Raw genomic sequence first — 18,931 nt, forward strand, 5'->3', positions numbered from 1 at the left:
ACCGATATGGTGCATAGAGTTTACCCGCATCGGTGCGCTATATCACCCCTGGTTGGCTTTGGGGGTGGGTTTGGGAGCCGGCGTCACGCTCGCTCTATGCAGGTAAAAGGTGACTGCACTGGATTTAGCAAGGATCGTACCGTCTTTAGCAAGCAGCTCGAGCTGAGCCTCGTGGGCGCCGCGATCGACGTTTTCGACCCGGACAGAGAGGCTGTTGCTGACGATGGGGGCGGCTTTGCCATCCAGGGTCAGGCGCACATCATACTGGGTCGGAGGTTTGGGGCTGATGGTGCCCTGAAAGACGATGTTGCCTGTGTTGTCGCGCAGGGTGCTGCCCTGTTCCGGGGAGAGCAGTTCGATGGTCAGCTTGGCCGCCTCTTTCTCTTTCTTGGCATCGGCGCCAGTCAGGCTGTTGAAGTTATCCACCTGCACCGATCTGGGCGCGCTGCTGCCCAGCAGCGGGGCGACCCGCAGATCGACCTCTTTGGCGTTTTTGCCGGGTGGTGGCGCATCCGAGTAGTGGGTGATGCCATTGCCATCGACCCAGGAGTAGACCTTGGCCGCGTCCGCACCGAACGAGGTCAGCAACAGGAGGCTGAGCACCCCTATGCCATGCTTGTTGTTCATCCATCTCTCCTTGACGGTATTTTGCTTAATCCTATCAGAGAAAAAACCCGCCAGATGGCGGGTTTTGTCACGATTAAGCAAGCTGAGCAGATTTAAACGGACAGTCTGCTGAGACTTAGACGGAGTAGTACAGTTCGAACTCCAGCGGGTGCGGAGTCATGCGCACACGGTCAACATCCTGCTGTTTCAGTTCCAGGTAGGAGTTGATGAAGTCATCGCTGAACACGCCGCCACGGGTCAGGAACTCGCGGTCAGCATCCAGAGCAGCCAGTGCTTCGTCCAGAGAACCGGCAACGGTCGGTACTTCTGCAGCCTCTTCCGGCGGCAGGTCGTACAGGTTCTTGTCCATGGCATCGCCCGGATGGATCTTGTTGATGATACCGTCCAGACCGGCCATCAGCTGGGCTGCGAAGGCCAGGTACGGGTTGGCTGCCGGATCCGGGAAGCGCACTTCGATACGACGGGCTTTCGGGCTCGGAACCACCGGGATACGGATGGAGGCAGAGCGGTTGCGGGCAGAGTAGGCCAGCATGACCGGTGCTTCATAACCCGGAACCAGACGCTTGTAGGAGTTGGTGGTCGGGTTGGCGAAGGCGTTGATGGCCTTGGCGTGCTTGATGATACCGCCGATGTAGTGCAGCGCCATCTCGGACAGACCGCCATACAGGTCGCCGGCGAACAGGTTGACGCCGTTCTTGGCCAGAGACTGGTGGCAGTGCATACCGGAGCCGTTGTCACCGAACATGGGTTTCGGCATGAAGGTGACGGTCTTGTTGTAGGCGTGGGCCACGTTGTGGATCACGTACTTCAGTACCTGCACTTCATCCGCTTTCAGGGTCAGAGTATTGAAGCGGGTAGCGATCTCGTTCTGACCGGCAGTGGCCACTTCGTGGTGGTGAGCTTCAACGACCTGGCCCATCTCTTCCAGCACCAGACACATGGCGGCGCGGATATCCTGGGAAGAGTCGACCGGTGCAACCGGGAAGTAACCGCCTTTCACGAACGGACGGTGACCCTTGTTGCCATGCTCATAGGCAGTGCCGGAGTTCCATGCGGCTTCTTCAGATTCGATTTTCACGAAGCTGTGGCCCATGGTGTTGGAGAAGGTGATGTTGTCGAACATGAAGAATTCCGGCTCCGGCCCGAACAGCACGGTGTCAGCGATGCCGCTGGACTTCAGGAAATCTTCTGCACGCTTGGCGATGGAGCGCGGATCGCGGTCGTAGCCCTGCATGGTGGCAGGCTCCAGCACGTCACAAACGATGTTCAGGGTGGTCTCTTCGGTGAACGGGTCCAGCTTGGCGGAGGCTGCGTCCGGCATCAGTACCATGTCGGATTCGTTGATGCCCTTCCAGCCGCCGATGGAGGAACCATCGAACATCTTGCCGTCTTCGAAGAAATCTTCATCAACCTGGTGAGCAGGGATGGATACATGCTGCTCTTTACCCTTGGTGTCGGTAAAGCGCAGATCAACAAACTTGACTTCGTGTTCCTGGATCAGGGCCAAAACGTTCTGGGCTGACATGCTAAGTAACCTCCGGTGTTAAAACTCTCTGGGTGAATGCGTCGTCGTATTCACATAAGCCAGTATCGTGCCAAGTTTGTGACAGCTTGATTTCAGGGCAATCTCGCTGAAGAGGCTCCCCAAAACCAGGCGATCTCGACTCGCGTTGCATCAATTTAGTGCGATGGTGGATCGTTTTGGTGCGCTGTAATGGTGCGCGAAATACGGTCACCGCCCATCTAAGCAGGGTTTGTCAGAGAGGTCTATGATCCAGATCTGTTGTTATGCGCGAATGTACTGCAATTCTGCTAGGCAGATCACAAAGGCAAGAGTACAATTAGCGCCCAATTTTACCCGGTGATTGAGGCGAGAATGTTAGAGAATTTACGCAATATTGCGATTATTGCGCACGTTGACCACGGCAAAACGACTCTGGTTGATAAGCTGCTGCAGCAGTCCGGCACACTGGACCGCTCCACGGAAGGCCAGGAACGGATCATGGACTCCAATGATCTGGAACGGGAACGTGGCATCACCATTCTCGCCAAGAACACTGCGATCCGCTGGAATGACTACCGCATCAACATCGTTGATACCCCGGGTCACGCCGACTTCGGTGGTGAAGTAGAGCGCGTACTGTCCATGGTTGACTCCGTGCTGCTGCTGGTTGACGCCGTTGACGGCCCGATGCCGCAAACCCGTTTCGTGACCCAGAAAGCGTTCGCTCAGGGTCTGAAGCCGATCGTGGTCATCAACAAGGTTGACCGTCCGGGTGCTCGTCCTGACTGGGTAATGGATCAGGTATTTGACCTGTTCGACAACCTGGGCGCGACTGACGAACAGCTGGACTTCAAAGTGGTTTACGCCTCTGCACTGAACGGTTGGGCCACCATGGATCAGGACGTTGAGTCCGAGAACATGGAGCCGCTGTTCCAGGCCATCGTCGACAACGTGGAAGCCCCGAAAGCTGACACCGAAGGCGCGTTCCAGATGCAGATCTCCCAGCTGGACTACAACTCCTACGTGGGCGTTATCGGTATCGGCCGTATCACCCGTGGTCGCGTCAAGACCAACCAGCAGGTCACCATCGTTGGTGCCGACGGCAAGACCCGCAACGGTAAAGTCGGTCAGGTGCTGGGCTATCTGGGCCTGTCCCGTACCGAAGTTGCCGACGCGCAAGCTGGCGACATCATCGCCATCACCGGTCTGGGCGAGCTGAAGATCTCCGACACCATCTGCGACAACGGTGCTGTTGAAGCGCTGCCGCCGCTCTCCGTTGACGAGCCGACCGTGAACATGACCTTCCAGGTCAACACCTCACCGTTCGCCGGTAAAGAGGGCAAGTTCGTGACCTCCCGCAACATTCTGGAGCGTCTGAATCAGGAGTTGGTCCACAACGTGGCCCTGCGCGTTGAAGAGACTGATGATCCGGACAAGTTCCGTGTATCCGGTCGTGGTGAACTGCACCTCTCCATCCTGATCGAAAACATGCGTCGCGAAGGTTACGAGCTGGCGGTATCCCGTCCGGAAGTAATCCTGCGTACCGTTGACGGCGAGCTGCAAGAACCGTTCGAAACCGTTACTGTGGACGTGGAAGAAGCGCACCAGGGTTCCGTCATGGAGCAGCTGGGTCTGCGTAAGGGCGAAATGACCAACATGACCCCGGATGGCAAGGGTCGTGTCCGTCTGGACTTCATGATCCCGAGCCGTGGCCTGATCGGCTTCCAGACCGAGTTCATGACCATGACCTCCGGTACCGGTCTGCTGTACCACACCTTCGACCACTACGGTCCGCACAAGGGTGGCAGCATCGGTGAGCGTCAGAACGGCGTGCTGATCTCCAACGCTACCGGTAAGGCACTGACTTACGCCCTGTTCGGTCTGCAAGACCGCGGTCGTCTGTTCATCGGTCACGCGACCGAAGTGTACGAAGGCCAGGTGATCGGTATCCACTCCCGTTCCAACGACCTGACTGTTAACTGCCTGAAAGGCAAGCAGCTGACCAACATGCGTGCCTCCGGTACCGACGAAGCTCAGGTTCTGACTCCGCCGATCCGCATGACTCTGGAACAGGCTCTCGAGTTCATCGACAACGATGAACTGGTAGAAGTGACTCCGAAGAGCATCCGTATCCGTAAGAAGCTGCTGACCGAGCTGGATCGCAAGCGCTCTGGCCGTGGTTAATCCCATGTGCTGAGTCTCGGTAGCCCTCGTGGTGGCTGACGATTCGCTGATAGAAAGGCCCAAACCTGAGGTTTGGGCCTTTTTTTATCTGCGTTGGGCTGCGCGGTTCGGTTGCACCTTGCTTTGTGGATAAGCGCTGCTGCCGGGCCTGCTGGCAGGGGCGGGCTCTTATGGGTGAGCCAAAGCAATCGCTATAAATTTAATTTATGGATTTTGTCTTAATGACCCAGCTTTACCTTATGTGAGCAAGGTGGGCAGCCTGAAGCACTCTGTGGCTTATGCCGGGCCGTTACAGGGCGGAGCCCGATCCGGGGCATAAAAAACGACGCCCTCCACCGGTTGTTATCCACCGGTGGAGGGCGTCGCTACATGCGGGTTACTGGCGCCAGAACGAGGGGAAGAAGAGCACGGCGACTGTCAGGATCTCCAGTCGTCCCAGCAGCATACCGAATGACAGCAACCATTTGGCCGATTCCGGCAGACTGGCAAAGTTGGTACTGGGGCCGACCACCGGGCCCATGCCCGGGCCGACGTTGGCAACGGCGGTGATGGAGCTGGATATGGCCGTCAGGGGGTCAAGCCCGATAGCGCCCAGCAGTGCAGCTATCACCAGAATGATGGCGAAGTAGGCCAGTACGAAGGAGATCATCGAGCGGATGATGGCGTCATTGACCGTCCGGCCGTTGTACTTCTGGGGGAATACGGCAGAGGGGTGCATCAGCTGGCGCATCTGCTTTCTGAACAGGGCGAATGCCACCTGTACCCGGAAGATCTTGAGACCGCCCGCAGTGGAGCCGGAGCAGGCCCCAAGAGCCAGCAGCACGATGAAGACGATGCTGGCGAGCGGCCCCCAGGTGCCGAAGTCACCAAGGCCGTAGCCGGTGGTGGTGAGTACCGAGACGATGTTGAAGCAGCTGATGCGCAGGGCATCCCAGAAGCCGAACAGGTCTCTCTCCCACAGATAGAAGGTCATGATGACGGTGACCCAGACCACCAGCCAGAAGAAGCCGCGCACCTGGGCATCCTTGAACAGGCTGTTGTCCCTGTGATTGAGGCTCTGCACATAGAGCAGGAAGGGCAGGCCGCCGAGGAACATGAACAGGGTGCCAATCCAGTGTGCCGAGTTGGAGAAGTGGGACATGGATTGATCGGAGGTGGAGTAGCCGCCGGTACTGAGAGTGGTCATGGCGTGGTTGATCGCCTCGAACATGTTCATGCCGCTGGCCCAGTAGGCCATGAAGCAGAGCATGGAGAGCACCAGATAGACCACGACGATGTTGTTGGCCACCGTCTTGGCACGCGGGGCGCTTTTGTCTGACCAGTCAGAGCTCTCGGTCTGGAACAGCTTCATGCCGCCAACGTTGAGGTAGGGCAGCACGGCTACCGCCATCACGATAAAGCCGACCCCGCCCAGCCACTGCAGGATGGAACGCCACAACAGGATACTGTGGGCCATGTTGTCGAGGCCGGAGAGCACGGTGGAGCCCGTGGTGGTTACCCCCGACATGGTCTCGAAGTAGGCGTCGGTGAAGTTGATGTGGGTGATGAAAACAAAAGGCAGGGCGCCGAAGGCGCAGGCCACCACCCAGACCGAGGTGGTGAGCAGGAACATCTCCCGCACCCCCAGATGAAACTCCGCCTTGCGACCATAGTGGAGGCAGAGCAGGGCGGCGCCGTGGGTGATCAGCACGGACTTGAGAAACTCGACAAATCCCTCTGACCCGGTGAGCAGTGCCAGCAAGGTGGGCAGCCACATGAAGAGCGCCAGCTTGGAGAGCACCAGCCCGAGGGTGAAGATGATGGGACGCAGCTTGATCATGTTCGATAACCTGGTCGTTGATTAACAAAAGACCCGGACCATCCCCTTGGGGGAGCTGAGCCGGGTCTGGTTTGACAGCCTGTGCGCATGAAGACGTTACAGGAAGAAGGGACTTGGCTGGAACAGCCGCTCCACTTCCGGGATGTACTTCTTGTCCACCAGGAACATGACCACGTGGTCATCCTGCTGGATTTTGGTGCGATCGTGGGCGATCAGCACCTCATCCCCGCGCACTACGGCACCGATGGTGGTACCCGGCGGCAGCTTGAGCTCGCCTACCGTCTTGCCGACCACCTTGGAGGTGTTCTCATCACCGTGGGCAATCGCCTCGATCGCCTCGGCGGCGCCGCGGCGCAGGCTGTAGACGTTGGCGATATCGGCCCGGCGTACGTGGGTCAGCAGGGCCGAGATGGTGGCCTGCTGGGGCGAGATAGCGATATCGATGGAGCCACCCTGCACCAGATCGACGTAGGCGCCGCGCTGGATCAGCACCATGGTCTTCTTGGCGCCCATCTTCTTGGCGAGCAGCGCCGACATGATGTTGGCCTCATCCTCGTTGGTCACGGCGATGAAGACGTCGATCTGGTCGATGTGCTCCTCGGCCAGCAGCTCCTGATCCGCCGCATCGCCACAGAAGACGATGGTGTTCTCCAGCAGTTCGGAGAGCTGCTCCGCCCGCTTCTGGTTGCGCTCGATAAGCTTGACGCTGTAGCGCTTCTCCAGCTGGCGGGCGAGACCGGCGCCGATGTTGCCACCACCGACGATCATGATGCGGCGGTAGGGGCTCTCTAGGCGCTGCAGCTCCGACATCACGGCACGGATATGGCCTGCGGCGGCGACGAAGAAGACCTCGTCATCCGCTTCGATGATGGTGGTACCTTGCGGGCGGATCGGGCGGCCCTGACGGAAGATGGCCGCTACCCGAGTTTCGATGTTGGGCATGTGCTCGCGCAGGGTGGAGAGGGCATTGCCCACCAGCGGGCCACCGTAGTAGGCCTTGACCGCCACCAGACCGACGCGACCACCTGCAAAATCAACCACTTGCAGGGCACCCGGATATTCGATCAGGCGACGCACATAGTCGGTCACCAACTGCTCCGGCGCGATCAGGTGATCCACCGGCACCGATTCCGGCAGGAACAGGCGATCCCGCTCGGTCAGATAGGCCGGTGAGCGGATCCGTGCCACCTTGTTCGGGGTGTTGAACAGGGAGTAGGCCACCTGACAGGCGATCATGTTGGTCTCGTCACTGTTGGTGACGGCGACCAGCATGTCGGCATCCTGGGCGCCCGCTTCGCGCAGCACCTTGGGGTGGGCGCCGTGACCGTTGACCACCCGCAGGTCAAACTTGTCCTGCAGTTCGCGCAGGCGTTCGCTGTCGGTGTCGACGATGGTGATGTCGTTGTTCTCCCCGGCCAGGTTCTCGGCCAGGGTGCCGCCGACCTGGCCGGCTCCCAAAATGATGATCTTCATAGGGAACGTCTACTCACGTTGAGGCAGTAAAGGGGCATGCCGCCAGCATGGCGATTGCCCCGGAAGAAGCATGTCAGCGTCACAGCTTGACCAGCTTGGCGTAGTAGAAGCCATCCATCTCGGCTTCACCCGGCAGGAACTGGCGACCCGGGCAATCCGGGGTGTCCTGTTCGTGCAACGGTACCAATTTGGCATCTTTGGTCGCGGCAAGGAAGGCGCGGATCTGTTCGCGGTTCTCTTCCGGCAGGACGGAGCAGGTGGCGTAGAGCAGGGTGCCGCCGCTCTTCAGCTTGCCCCAGAGGGCGTTCAGAATACGGCGTTGCAGCTCGGCCAGCTCGCGAATGTCCTGATCGCGGCGCAGCCACTTGATGTCGGGATGGCGACGGATAACGCCGGTGGCGGAGCAGGGAGCATCCAGCAGAATGCGGTCGAACTGGCCCTCCGGCCACCACTGTTCCGGTGCCGCAGCATCGCCGTGGATCACTTTGGCGGTCAGGCCTATGCGATCCAGGTTCTCCTGCACCCGTTTGAGGCGGTTCTCGTCGGCATCAACGGCGACCACGCCGGCCAGCTTGGGTTGACGCTCCAGCAGGTGGGCGGTCTTGCCGCCGGGGGCAGCGCAGGCATCCAGCACCCACTCGCCCGGTTGCGGGTCGAGCAGGGCGGCAGCCTGTTGTGCTGCACCATCCTGTACCGAGCAGTCGCCGACCTCGAAGCCGGGCAGCTTGGTCACATCGCAGGGACGTTCCAGCAGGATGCAATCCTCGCCCTCTTCACCGGCCACGGCATTGATGCCGACTTCAGCCATGCGAGCCAGCATGGCATCGCGGCTCTGGCGCTGGCTGTTGTTGCGGATCCACATGGGGGGACGCTGGTTGTTCGCCTCCATGATGAATTCCCACTCATCGTGATAGGCCTGACGCAGGCGCTTGGTGAGCCACTCCGGATGACCGAGGCGAATGCTGGGAACACGGTCGATACGCAGCAGAATGACTTCGGCGCTGCGCTGGAAGTTGCGCAGCACGCCGTTGATGAGGCCACGCAGGGAGGTGCCCTTGAGCAGTTTGACGGCGTTGACGGTCTCGGCCACCGCGGCGTGAGCCGGAATGCGGGTGTAGATGAGCTGATAGAGACCGACCAGGATGAGGTAGTGGAAAATGCGGCTCTTGTTTTTGAGCGGCTTGTCCATCATCTCGTTGACTGCCGCATCGAGGCGGGGCAGCCAGCGCAGGGTGCCGTAGCAGAGTTCTTGCAGGAGAGCGCGATCGCGAGGTGCAACCTTCTCCTGGGCAGCAGGCAGAACAGCGGAGAGGGATTGACCCTGATCCAGCACCTGTTGAATAACGAGAGCGGCCTGTGCACGTGTTTTCATAGAGTTACCTTAGATGCGCAAGTCGGGGCCTGGGCCCCGCTTGTGTCAATTCAATCCAGTTCAATTCAATTGCGTGCCGGGTTCAAACCAGTCGCGGCGAGAGTTGAGCAGATCCGAAACGGACATCGCCTTCTTGCCGGGCGGTTGCAGGGTCAGCAGGCGCAGTACCCCTTTGCCGGTGGCGATATCGATCCCCTGCTTGTCGGCCTTGAGCAGGGTGCCGGCGGGTTGGCCGTGGTCGCTATCCACCACTGCGGCTTGCCAAACCTTGACGGTCTGGTCAGCCACTTCAAACCAGCTGATAGGCCAGGGGTTGAACGAGCGGATGCAGCGTTCGATGGCAACAGCCTCCATCGACCAGTCGATGCGGGCCTCTTCCTTGGAGAGCTTCTCGGCGTAGTTGGCCAGCGCATCATCTTGTGCCTCGGCAGTGGTTTCACCGGCGGCCATGGCATTGATGGTGTCGACCAGCGCCTGCGGGCCCAGCTCGGCCAGCTTGTCATATAGGCTGGCGGAGGTCTCGTCGGCGGCGATGGGGCAGGTCACTTTGCGGATCATGGCGCCGGTATCCAGCCCCACATCCATCTGCATGATGGTGACGCCAGTTTCGGCATCGCCCGCCCAGATGGAGCGCTGGATCGGTGCCGCGCCGCGCCAGCGGGGCAGCAGGGAGCCATGGACGTTGATGCAGCCCAGACGCGGGGTATCGAGTACCACCTTGGGCAGGATCAGGCCATAGGCCACCACCACCATCAGGTCGGCACCCAGTGCAGCAAGCTCGGCTTGCGCCTCTTCCTTGCGCAGAGAGGCAGGTTGGTAAACCGGCAGGTTGTGGGCAAGTGCCAGCTCTTTGACCGGGCTGGCGGTGAGCTTCTGGCCACGGCCTGCTGGCTTGTCGGGCTGGGTATAAACGGCAACGACCTCGTGGTCGGAAGACAACAACGCCGCCAGGTGACGGGCGGCGAAGTCGGGAGTACCGGCAAAAATCAGTTTCAGCTTATTCAATGGGGCAGATCCTCAGAGGACTTTGCGATCTTCACGGGCCATCTTTTCCAGCTTCTGGCGAATGCGCTGGCGCTTGAGCGGGGACAAGTAATCCACAAACAGCTTGCCGACCAGATGATCCATCTCATGCTGGATGCAGATGGCGAGCAGATCGTCGGCTTCCAGTTCGAATGGCTTGCCGTTGCGATCCAGGGCGCGGATTTTGATCTGTTCAGCGCGAGGCACCAGAGCACGGCTGCCGGGCACGGAGAGGCAACCCTCTTCAATGCCGGTGCTGCCGCACTGCTCGATGACCTCCGGATTGATCAATACCAGAGGATCTTCACGGTTTTCAGAGACATCGATCACTATGATGCGCTGGTGAATGTCGACCTGAGTCGCGGCCAGGCCAATGCCTTCCTCCGCGTACATGGTTTCGAACATATCATCTACAATCTGTTGTAACTCGGGTGTAAAGGTCTCGACAGGGGCTGCAACGGTGCGCAGGCGCTCATCGGGAAAACGCAATACATCTAGAATGGCCATAGTTTTTTCTTTAGTTTCGTATAAATGCAGTCAATATTGGCGTAATTCTAGTCATTTACGCCGACAAAAAACAGCAACACTTTGCGTACAGAAGTAACAGGGAGTGTTATGTATCTGAAGCAAACCATCCTCGCCTGCCTACTGGTGACCGTGAGTCAGGCAGCACTGGCCGATCAGCTGAGGTTGAAAGCGGGTTACCCCGAAAGTTATGTAGTGCAAAAAGGCGACACCCTGTGGGATATCTCCGGCAAGTATCTTTCCGAACCCTGGCTCTGGCCCCGTCTCTGGAACATCAATCCGCAGATAGCCAATCCTCACTGGATCTACCCCGGTGATGTACTGCATCTGAGCTGGGTCAATGGTGAACCCCGGCTCGGCAAGGCGATGCAGGGTGGCAAGCAAGTTATCCGTCTCGGCCCGAAAACCCGTTACGAGAACAAAGCCAACCCCATTCCGACCCTGCCTATCAGCGAGATCGGCCCCTTCCTGCAAACCGACCATATTCTGGCTGACAGCCAGCAGCAGAAAACCTTGCCCTATCTGCTGGGGTCGGATCAGAAACATATCGGCATGCTGGAGGGGGACACCCTCTATGTGCAGGGCTCCCTGACGCCGGGGCAGGTTTATGGCATTTATCACCCCGGAGTGGTCTACAAGGATCGCGAAACCGGTGAACTGCTGGGCCAGGAGGCGATCTTTGCCGGTGTGGTGCGGGCCGTGGCGCGTCTTGATGGCGATCGGACCGAGGTGACTCTGACTCATAACCAGCGCGAAGTGCTGCAGGGCGACAAGGTGATGCCGCTACCCGCTCAGGAGAACATGCCCGCAGTCTTCACACCGAAAGCGGCACCTGCCATCACGCCGGGCTATATCATCGATTTGCCGAACAAGACCCGGGGCGGTGGCAAGTTTGATGTGGTGCTGATCAACCGGGGTGGCCGCGATCAACTGGTCGCCGGGGATGTACTGGATGTCAGACGGCCCGGTGCTGCTCTGGTCACCAAGAATGGCGATGTGCAGTACAAGGAGCTCTCGTCGGTTTTTAACCGGGTGTTTTACAGCAGCAACAAAAAGGCACCACTGCCCTCTGAAGCGATTGCCCGTGTCATGTTGTTCAAGGTATATGACAAGGTGAGTTATGGTCTCATCATGCAGAGTAACGACATGGTGAGTGCGGGTTATCAGGTCACTCACTTCTGACGTGAATTATCTCGACGCGCGTCTGGCGCTCTGGCTAACTCTCGATGCGGTCACCGGTATTGGTCCGGTGACCGCTGCACGTCTGCTGGAACGGGCCTGGGGAAGTATTGATACCCTGTTCCAGAGCGATGAAGCGCAGCTGCATGGTATGGGGTTGTCGTCAGAGCAGATCAAACAACTGCGCTGGCCCTCGCCTGTGGTTGAGCAGAGCCTGGCTTGGGCCGCTTTGCCTGACAATCACCTTATTCCGCAAGATCACCCGATTTATCCACCCTTGTTGCGGGAAATTCCTGCGGCACCCCTGTTGCTCTACTGTCGTGGCGATCTTGCTGCGCTGTCGCTACCCCAGCTGGCAATGGTGGGGACACGCCATCCTACCTATGCAGGCAAAGATAATGCGTCCCGCCTCTGTAGCGAGCTGGTTGGATGCGGGTTAGCCATCACTTCGGGCCTTGCTCTTGGTATCGATGGTGTTTGCCATCAGCAGGCGCTGGCTTGTGACGGTATCACCCTTGCCGTGTTGGGTTCTGGGTTGGATTGCCTCTACCCCAAACGCCATCAGGGGCTGGCAGGCCAGATTCTGGAGAGTGGTGGTTTGCTTATCTCCGAACTGGCGCCGGATAAAGGGCCGCTGGCTGAACATTTTCCTCGTCGCAACCGTATTATCAGTGGTCTGTCGCTGGGAACTCTGGTGGTGGAGGCGACCGAGCAGAGCGGTTCGCTGATCACCGCCCGCTATGCGCTTGAGCAGGGGCGCGAAGTGTTTGCGGTACCCGGTGCCCCGCAAAACGCCCAGGCGATAGGGTGCAACAGATTAATTCAGCAGGGGGCCAAACTTGTGCTGAGTGCTGCCGATATAGTGGAAGAGCTGCCAGAGTGGGTCGCACGGCCACATTCGTCGGTCATACCATCTGAGCAACCGAATAATAGCGAATTGCCTTATGCCGATTTGTTGGATAACGTAGATTATAAGACCACGAGCGTGGATACCGTTGCCGAACGGGCCCAGCTTCCTGTCGAAGTGGTATTGGGCAGGTTGGTAGAGCTGGAGCTGGCCGGTGCAGTGATGGCGGTAGCCGGTGGATACGTCAGAGCGAGGAGGGCGAATCATGTTTGATGTATTGATGTACCTTTTCGAGACCTACATCCACAGCGATGCAGATGTGATGGTCGAGCAGGATGAGCTCACCGACGAGTTGAGCCGGGCCGGTTTCGATAAAGAAGAGATCGACAAGGCGCTCGACTGGCTGGAGCGGCTGGCCAATCTGCACGATAGCGAGCGGGAGGTCTATGTTACCGCCAGCGCGCAAGGCTCGATGCGTATCTATGCTCCGCAAGAGCTGGCACGCCTCAGCACCGAGTGCCGCGGCTTCCTGCTCTTTCTGGAACAGGCCCAGGTGCTGAATGCCGAAACCCGCGAGATCTGTATCGAGCGTCTGCTCGAACTGGACAAGCCGGATATCGAGCTGGATGACCTTAAGTGGGTCGTCATGATGGTGCTGTTCAACGTACCGGGCAGTGAAAATGCCTACCAGCAGATGGAAGAGCTGGTGTTTGATGAGTCAGACGGCGTCATTCACTGACAGTCCGGTGCCGCGCTGGTAGAATTCAGGCCATCTGGATTTCAAGGCGCGGCCCATGTCAAAAATCGATCATCACCTCTTTTCAGCCCACGAACATGCCTTCGAGCGCGAGCCGTGCCCGCAGTGCGGGGCCGAGCTGGTGATCCGCCAGGGCAAACATGGCCCCTTTCTCGGCTGTTCTGCCTATCCTGCCTGTGATTACATACGCTCCCTGACGCCATCCGGCCGCGACATCGAAAAGGTGCTCGAAGGCTCTGCCTGTCCCGATTGCGGAGAGCCGCTGGCGATCAAGAAGGGGCGTTACGGTCTCTTTGTCGGTTGTACCCAGTATCCGGCCTGTCAGCACATCGAATCCCTGCAGGAGAGCGATGATACCCAGATCCTCTGTCCCGAGTGTGGCAAGGGTCATCTGGTGAGCCGCACCTCCCGCTACGGCAAGCAGTTTTACTCCTGTGATGGCTATCCCCATTGCAAATATGTGGTGAACGACAAGCCGATCCCCATGCCTTGTCCCGCGTGTGGTTGGGGTATCATGGTAGAGAAAAAAGTGAGGGGAACGCTGCGTTGGGTCTGTCCGCAAAAGAAATGCAGCCACCAAAGTGAGCAGGTATAATCCCGCCGCCGCAACCGGATTGAAACGTTTTCGGTGAACTTCAACCCCCCACTTGGAGTAAGGAAATTCCCACCATGAATAAACCCTTTGTTGCCGTATTGATGGGCTCTGATTCTGATTTCCCCGTGATGCAGACTACCCTCGAGGTGCTCAAGTCATTTGATATTGCAGTGGAAGTCAAAGTCACCTCCGCGCACCGCACGCCGGCTGCGACTCATCAGTATGTGACCGATGCCGAGGCCCGTGGCTGCAAGGTCTTTATCTGTGCTGCCGGTCTGGCTGCGCATCTGGCGGGTGCCGTAGCCGGCATCACGACTCGTCCCGTGATCGGGGTGCCCATCGATGGTGGCCCGCTCAAGGGGCTGGATGCGCTACTCTCCACCGTGCAGATGCCGGGTGGTGTACCGGTGGCGACCGTGGCGATCGGCAAAGCCGGTGCCAAGAACGCAGGTTATCTGGCAGCCCAGATGCTGGCAGTAGCCGATGATGAACTGGCGGCCAAGGTTCGGGCCGAACGCCAGAAGAATGCCGAAGAGGTGATGGCCAAGGATGCCGCCCTGCAGGCTCAACTCAAGTAAGTGAACGGGTGGCGATCCGGATGTGTCGTATTTTCCTGTGCAACAGCAAAACGTCACTTTGCCATGGTCGCCGTCATACGGATTCAACTTGCTACTAAGTGACGAGGCGGCAGCCAGGCTGCCGCATTTTTCCTATGCCAAATGAATTTGAACAGGCAGTTGCCGCCCTCCAACAGGAAGGGGTGATTGCTTATGCGACCGAGGCCGTGTTTGGTCTGGGTTGTGATCCCGACTCCGAAGTGGCGGTGCAGCGACTGCTGGCCATCAAACAGCGTCCGGTAGAGAAAGGGTTGATCCTGATTGCTGCCGACGTGGCGCAATTGCAGGATTACATCGATCTGAGTCAGCTTGGCGGTGAGCAACTGGCTCGGGTTGAAGCCAGCTGGCCCGGTCCTTTTACCTGGATCATGCCTGCCCGTGCAACGACGCCGGCCTGGCTGACCGGGCAGTTCGAGACCTTGGCGGTGCGCGTGACGGCTCATCCTCAGGTACAGGCGTTGTGCCGTGCCTTTGGCAAGCCGCTGGTTTCTACCAGCGCCAACCTGACCGGTGAGGAGCCTGCCCGTCGGGTGGCCGATATCGGTGAGCGGCTGGCAAGCAAGTTGGCCTATATCCTGCCCGGTGAAGTGGGTGGTCAAGCTAACCCATCCGAGATCAAGGACGCCCGAACCGGCGCCATTATCCGCCCCTCCTGAGCTGGCGGATACGTCATGATTTGCTATCAATCTGCTGAGTGGTGAGCTCACCGGATTGATTTAACTATAAAAATGGACAGGGCGTTCACGATCCTGCCTGACTGGAGACAAGATGAGCAAACCGGATGTGGCCCAGGTCAAGGCCTTCCTGTTGCAGTTGCAGGACGAGATCTGCCGTGGTCTGGAGCAGGCCGACGGCAGTGGACTCTTTGTGGAAGATGCCTGGAGCCGTGAAGGCGGTGGCGGTGGTCGCACCCGTGTGCTGCGCCACGGCGCGGTGATCGAGCAGGGGGGCGTCAACTTCTCCCATGTGTATGGCGATGCCATGCCTGCCTCTGCTACAGCCCATCGGCCAGAGTTGGCCGGTCGCAAGTTCGAGGCGATGGGCGTGTCGCTGGTGATCCATCCGCACAACCCCTATGTGCCGACCAGCCACGCCAACGTCCGTTTCTTCATCGCCGAGAAAGAGGGTGAAGAGCCTATTTGGTGGTTTGGCGGTGGCTTCGATTTGACGCCCTTCTACCCGTTTGCCGAAGATGTGCAGCACTGGCATCAGGTCTCCCGTGATCTCTGCCGGCCCTTTGGTGATGAGATCTATCCCGAGTTCAAATCCTGGTGCGATCGTTACTTCTTCCTCAAGCACCGCAACGAGACGCGAGGGGTGGGCGGTCTCTTCTTCGACGATCTTAATCGCTGGCCTTTTGCCGACTGCTTTGCCTTTATGCAGGCGGTAGGTCGGGGATATCTTGATGCTTACCTGCCGATCATCGAACGACGCAAGGCGCTGCCCTATGGCGAGCGGGAGCGGGAGTTCCAGCTCTATCGTCGCGGCCGTTATGTGGAGTTCAATCTGGTGTATGACCGTGGCACCCTGTTCGGGTTGCAGACTGGCGGACGTACCGAGTCGATCCTGATGTCGATGCCACCGCTGGCACGTTGGGAGTATGACTGGCAGCCGGAAGCGGGCACTCCTGAAGCCTTGCTCTACACCGATTACCTCACGCCGCGAGAGTGGCTGTGACCCGAGGGGCCATGATGGCCCCTTTTTACTGGCCGATATTCGGCTTGTTCCCGAGAGTGAAAACCCGTTAAATCGGAATATTGCCCTCTGATGGAACTCTTTGATGGATCGTTATCTGGTTTTTGGCCACCCGGTGCGCCACAGCAAGTCCCCCTTCATTCACACCCTGTTTGCCAGACAAACCCAGCAAGAGCTGGAGTATGGGCTGGCTGAATCCGCTGTCGACGAGTTTGCCCAAGCCCTGCGCACCTTCTTTGACCAAGGGGGCAAGGGATGCAATGTCACCGTTCCCTTCAAGGAGCAGGCATTCACTCTGGTCGATCGCTTGAGCCCGAGGGCCAAGCGGGCGGGCGCGGTCAATACCATCAAGCTGACCGATGATGGCGTGTTGCTGGGGGATAATACCGATGGCGCCGGATTGGTCGCCGATCTCAAGTCCCATGGTGTGACGCTGGTGGATAGCCGGATCCTGCTGCTGGGTGCCGGTGGCGCGGCTCGTGGTGCATTGGCGCCGCTGCTGGCTGAGTTGCCGAGCGAGCTGGTGATCGCCAATCGCACCCACACAAAAGCGCAACAGTTGGCTGCCGAATTCCACGATCTGGGGCCTGTGACTGCCCAGGCCTATGAGCAGTTGGCTGGTCCGTTCGATCTCGTTATCAATTCGACTTCTGCCAGCCTGCAAGGGGAGCTGCCGCCGTTGGCCCCCGCCCTGATCCACACTGATATTGCTATCTACGACATGATGTATGGCGCCTCGGATACGGCCTTTATCAGTTGGGCCAAACAGCATGGGGCCCGTCAAACCATGGATGGACTCGGCATGCTGGTGGAGCAGGCCGCCGAAGCGTTTACCGTGTGGCGCGGAATTCGTCCCGGGACTAAACAGGTATTGAGAGAGTTGAAGCGTAACTTGGGGGTGATATGAACCAGGGTATTCTGTTTCCCGATCTGATGGAGTGGCAGGCTGACGAACAGCGGGTGCGTTTTCCTGCCCAGCAGATGGGGGCGCTGATAGATTGTTACATCAGCCAGCGGCGGCTGGAGAGAATGACAGGTCTGGCGCTGACGAGAGAGGATGACATCGTCAGAGCCTTCGAAAGTGTACGTTTTGATATTGAAGACATGGCTGAAAAACTCATTGAAGAACAAGAGTTTGCTGAAGATGGTGCTATCTATCTCTGATTTTTCAAAGTTTTTTTGTTTTGTAGCGGAACTACTTTGAAATGGCGCTGACTAACTAGATAGTTGAGGAAGTGCTAGCTAGTCACCTTTATAACTCCCCGGTATTCGTACTGGGGATTTTTTTATCTGCATGAAAGTAAAAGGTTTTTTCTTAATCTGTAAGTTGTGAAACTAAATTACATAAATTACTTTCACTTTCTGCTGCTTTGCTGTACAGTTGTCTGCGTAGGGTACAGAGGTAAGATGTTCTATCTTTCAGACCTTTTATTTCACGTAATTGAATGTGGCTGAATAGCTGCCCCGATGAGGTTCTCGTCGGGGTGTTTTTTTATGCGCATCATTTAGAGTAAATGCTTTAAATTGGCGATGCATTTGATAGAATGAGGCTGCTTCTTGAGGAATACCTGTCGTCTGGTACTCAAGATTCAGCTTCTTCCCAATTTTTTGAACTTATTATTTCAGGCTGGATGGCATCACTGTCGTCCGGCCTCATTTTTATCCCTTTCGGTTAGAACTTGTAATTAAATTTCATTTTTGTCTCTTTTTGTAATTCTTGTTCGTTTTGAAAGAACGAATTTGAAAACGCTATCAACGCCTACTTAAGTTAATTATTTTTGTGAATTAACTGCCTATCTATATGAACTTTAAGCAGTATTGGATATAGCAGGGGAGGCGAATGCGGGGTATTTGTCGTGAGGCAGGTGAAAGCGGCAATCTGAAACCCTTTCAATCAGCGGAGGAGTGCTCCGCCAATTGCAAGGAGAGCGAGGAGTAGATTACTCCTCGGCAGGTTGCTGTTCATCAGCGTCCAGCAGGTCGGTATCGTCACCACTGACGTACCATTCGGTCAGGGTTTGCGCCAGCTTCTCCACACCGATATTGGTGAGGGAGGAGAACGCTTCGACCTGGATCTGGGAACCGAGGTTGGCAACGGCCTGGCGCACCTTGATTACCTGGTTGTTGCGCGGGCCGGGGCTCAATTTGTCAGCCTTGGTCAGCAGCAGCATGACGGGCAACTGACGGTGCGAGCTCCACTCCAGCATGTTCATGTCGGTATCTTTGAGCGGGTGGCGGATGTCCATCAGGATCACCAAACCTTTCAATGACTCACGGCGCTGCAGATACTCTGCCAGTGATTTTTGCCACTTGAGCTTCATTTCCAGCGGAACTTGCGCATAACCATAACCCGGCAAGTCGACCAGACGCTTGCCCGGTTCCAGCTCAAACAGGTTGATCAGCTGGGTACGACCGGGTGTCTTACTGGTGCGCGCCAAGTTCTTGTGTTTGGTTAAGGTGTTCAATGCAGATGACTTACCGGCGTTGGAACGGCCGGCAAACGCGATCTCGACACCCCCATCATTTGGCAGGTGACGGATGTCGGGTGCGCTGGTCACAAAATGCACCTTATTGAAATTCAGAGTTTGTGTATCCAACGTAAATTCCCCATGGAGATAGAGGGTTATAGAGTTACTTTTTTGTAAAATGGTGTAAAATAGCGTCGCTTAAACGCGTTTATTTTAACATGCCTTCAGCGGCATGGGATCTGGAAG

Annotated in this window: 18 protein-coding genes; 10 read left to right on the plus strand and 8 right to left on the minus strand. The window is 57.7% G+C overall.

The features are described 5' to 3' along the window. Positions 1-42: 42 nt before the first annotated feature. Both I6L46_RS17990 and glnA read right to left on the minus strand, forming a co-directional pair. Entirely contained in the window at positions 43-627 is a 585-nt protein-coding gene (locus I6L46_RS17990) for a DUF4124 domain-containing protein (RefSeq protein WP_216976594.1), read from the minus strand. Positions 628-742: 115 nt separating this feature from the next. Further along, the gene (gene glnA / locus I6L46_RS17995) at positions 743-2,152 is read right to left on the minus strand and encodes a glutamate--ammonia ligase (protein WP_005339672.1); all 1,410 of its coding nucleotides are present in this window, start codon (positions 2,150-2,152) and stop codon (positions 743-745) included. A 351-nt stretch (positions 2,153-2,503) separates the two neighbouring features. On the opposite strand from glnA, the gene typA reads away from it, so the two are divergent. Continuing rightward, positions 2,504-4,315: a translational GTPase TypA gene (gene typA / locus I6L46_RS18000; RefSeq protein WP_041209495.1), complete on the plus strand. Its 1,812-nt coding sequence runs from the start codon at positions 2,504-2,506 to the stop codon at positions 4,313-4,315. A gap of 376 nt (positions 4,316-4,691) precedes the next feature. On the opposite strand, the gene I6L46_RS18005 is transcribed toward typA, so the two are convergent. The 5 genes from I6L46_RS18005 to def all read right to left on the minus strand — a co-directional run bounded on the left by I6L46_RS18005 (position 4,692) and on the right by def (position 10,509). Beyond that, entirely contained in the window at positions 4,692-6,134 is a 1,443-nt protein-coding gene (locus I6L46_RS18005; protein WP_005341967.1) for a TrkH family potassium uptake protein, read from the minus strand. Positions 6,135-6,230: 96 nt separating this feature from the next. Next, a complete protein-coding gene (gene trkA / locus I6L46_RS18010) occupies positions 6,231-7,607 on the minus strand; it encodes a Trk system potassium transporter TrkA (RefSeq protein WP_005339689.1) in 1,377 nt (458 codons plus the stop codon). A gap of 79 nt (positions 7,608-7,686) precedes the next feature. Continuing rightward, positions 7,687-8,979, minus strand: a complete 1,293-nt coding sequence (gene rsmB / locus I6L46_RS18015; RefSeq protein ID WP_069555587.1) for a 16S rRNA (cytosine(967)-C(5))-methyltransferase RsmB — start codon at positions 8,977-8,979, stop codon at positions 7,687-7,689. Between the two features lie 60 nt (positions 8,980-9,039). Beyond that, on the minus strand, positions 9,040-9,984 hold the full coding sequence (fmt, locus tag I6L46_RS18020) for a methionyl-tRNA formyltransferase (protein WP_216976596.1): 945 nt from the start codon (positions 9,982-9,984) through the stop codon (positions 9,040-9,042). A 12-nt stretch (positions 9,985-9,996) separates the two neighbouring features. Further along, on the minus strand, positions 9,997-10,509 hold the full coding sequence (gene def, locus I6L46_RS18025; RefSeq protein WP_005357510.1) for a peptide deformylase: 513 nt from the start codon (positions 10,507-10,509) through the stop codon (positions 9,997-9,999). 108 nt (positions 10,510-10,617) lie between these two features. On the opposite strand from def, the gene I6L46_RS18030 reads away from it, so the two are divergent. The 9 genes from I6L46_RS18030 to I6L46_RS18070 all read left to right on the plus strand — a co-directional run bounded on the left by I6L46_RS18030 (position 10,618) and on the right by I6L46_RS18070 (position 17,381). Continuing rightward, positions 10,618-11,709, plus strand: a complete 1,092-nt coding sequence (locus I6L46_RS18030) for a LysM peptidoglycan-binding domain-containing protein (RefSeq protein WP_201976674.1) — start codon at positions 10,618-10,620, stop codon at positions 11,707-11,709. 1 nt (position 11,710) lies between these two features. Next, complete coding sequence (gene dprA / locus I6L46_RS18035) at positions 11,711-12,826, plus strand: DNA-processing protein DprA (protein WP_216976598.1); 1,116 nt, start codon at positions 11,711-11,713, stop codon at positions 12,824-12,826. Beyond that, positions 12,819-13,292: a DUF494 family protein gene (locus tag I6L46_RS18040; RefSeq protein WP_005339699.1), complete on the plus strand. Its 474-nt coding sequence runs from the start codon at positions 12,819-12,821 to the stop codon at positions 13,290-13,292. Before dprA ends, I6L46_RS18040 begins: the two co-directional genes overlap by 8 nt. Positions 13,293-13,347: 55 nt before the next feature. Further along, complete coding sequence (locus I6L46_RS18045; protein WP_216976600.1) at positions 13,348-13,905, plus strand: type I DNA topoisomerase; 558 nt, start codon at positions 13,348-13,350, stop codon at positions 13,903-13,905. Between the two features lie 74 nt (positions 13,906-13,979). Beyond that, on the plus strand, positions 13,980-14,483 hold the full coding sequence (gene purE, locus I6L46_RS18050) for a 5-(carboxyamino)imidazole ribonucleotide mutase (protein WP_005339704.1): 504 nt from the start codon (positions 13,980-13,982) through the stop codon (positions 14,481-14,483). 134 nt (positions 14,484-14,617) lie between these two features. Next, positions 14,618-15,178 (plus strand): Sua5/YciO/YrdC/YwlC family protein, encoded by a 561-nt coding sequence (locus tag I6L46_RS18055; RefSeq protein WP_216976602.1) that lies wholly within the window; start codon positions 14,618-14,620, stop codon positions 15,176-15,178. 112 nt (positions 15,179-15,290) lie between these two features. Continuing rightward, entirely contained in the window at positions 15,291-16,199 is a 909-nt protein-coding gene (gene hemF, locus I6L46_RS18060) for an oxygen-dependent coproporphyrinogen oxidase (RefSeq protein ID WP_216976604.1), read from the plus strand. 103 nt (positions 16,200-16,302) lie between these two features. Continuing rightward, the gene (gene aroE, locus I6L46_RS18065; RefSeq protein WP_216976606.1) at positions 16,303-17,124 is read left to right on the plus strand and encodes a shikimate dehydrogenase; all 822 of its coding nucleotides are present in this window, start codon (positions 16,303-16,305) and stop codon (positions 17,122-17,124) included. Continuing rightward, entirely contained in the window at positions 17,121-17,381 is a 261-nt protein-coding gene (locus I6L46_RS18070) for a DUF1488 domain-containing protein (protein ID WP_019445781.1), read from the plus strand. Before aroE ends, I6L46_RS18070 begins: the two co-directional genes overlap by 4 nt. A 776-nt stretch (positions 17,382-18,157) precedes the next feature. Here I6L46_RS18070 and yihA read toward each other — a convergent pair. Further along, on the minus strand, positions 18,158-18,814 hold the full coding sequence (gene yihA / locus I6L46_RS18075; RefSeq protein WP_026034975.1) for a ribosome biogenesis GTP-binding protein YihA/YsxC: 657 nt from the start codon (positions 18,812-18,814) through the stop codon (positions 18,158-18,160). Between the last annotated feature and the right edge of the window lie 117 nt (positions 18,815-18,931).

The sequence above is a fragment of the Aeromonas sp. FDAARGOS 1416 genome, from assembly GCF_019048085.1.
Lineage (GTDB): Bacteria > Pseudomonadota > Gammaproteobacteria > Enterobacterales > Aeromonadaceae > Aeromonas > Aeromonas veronii.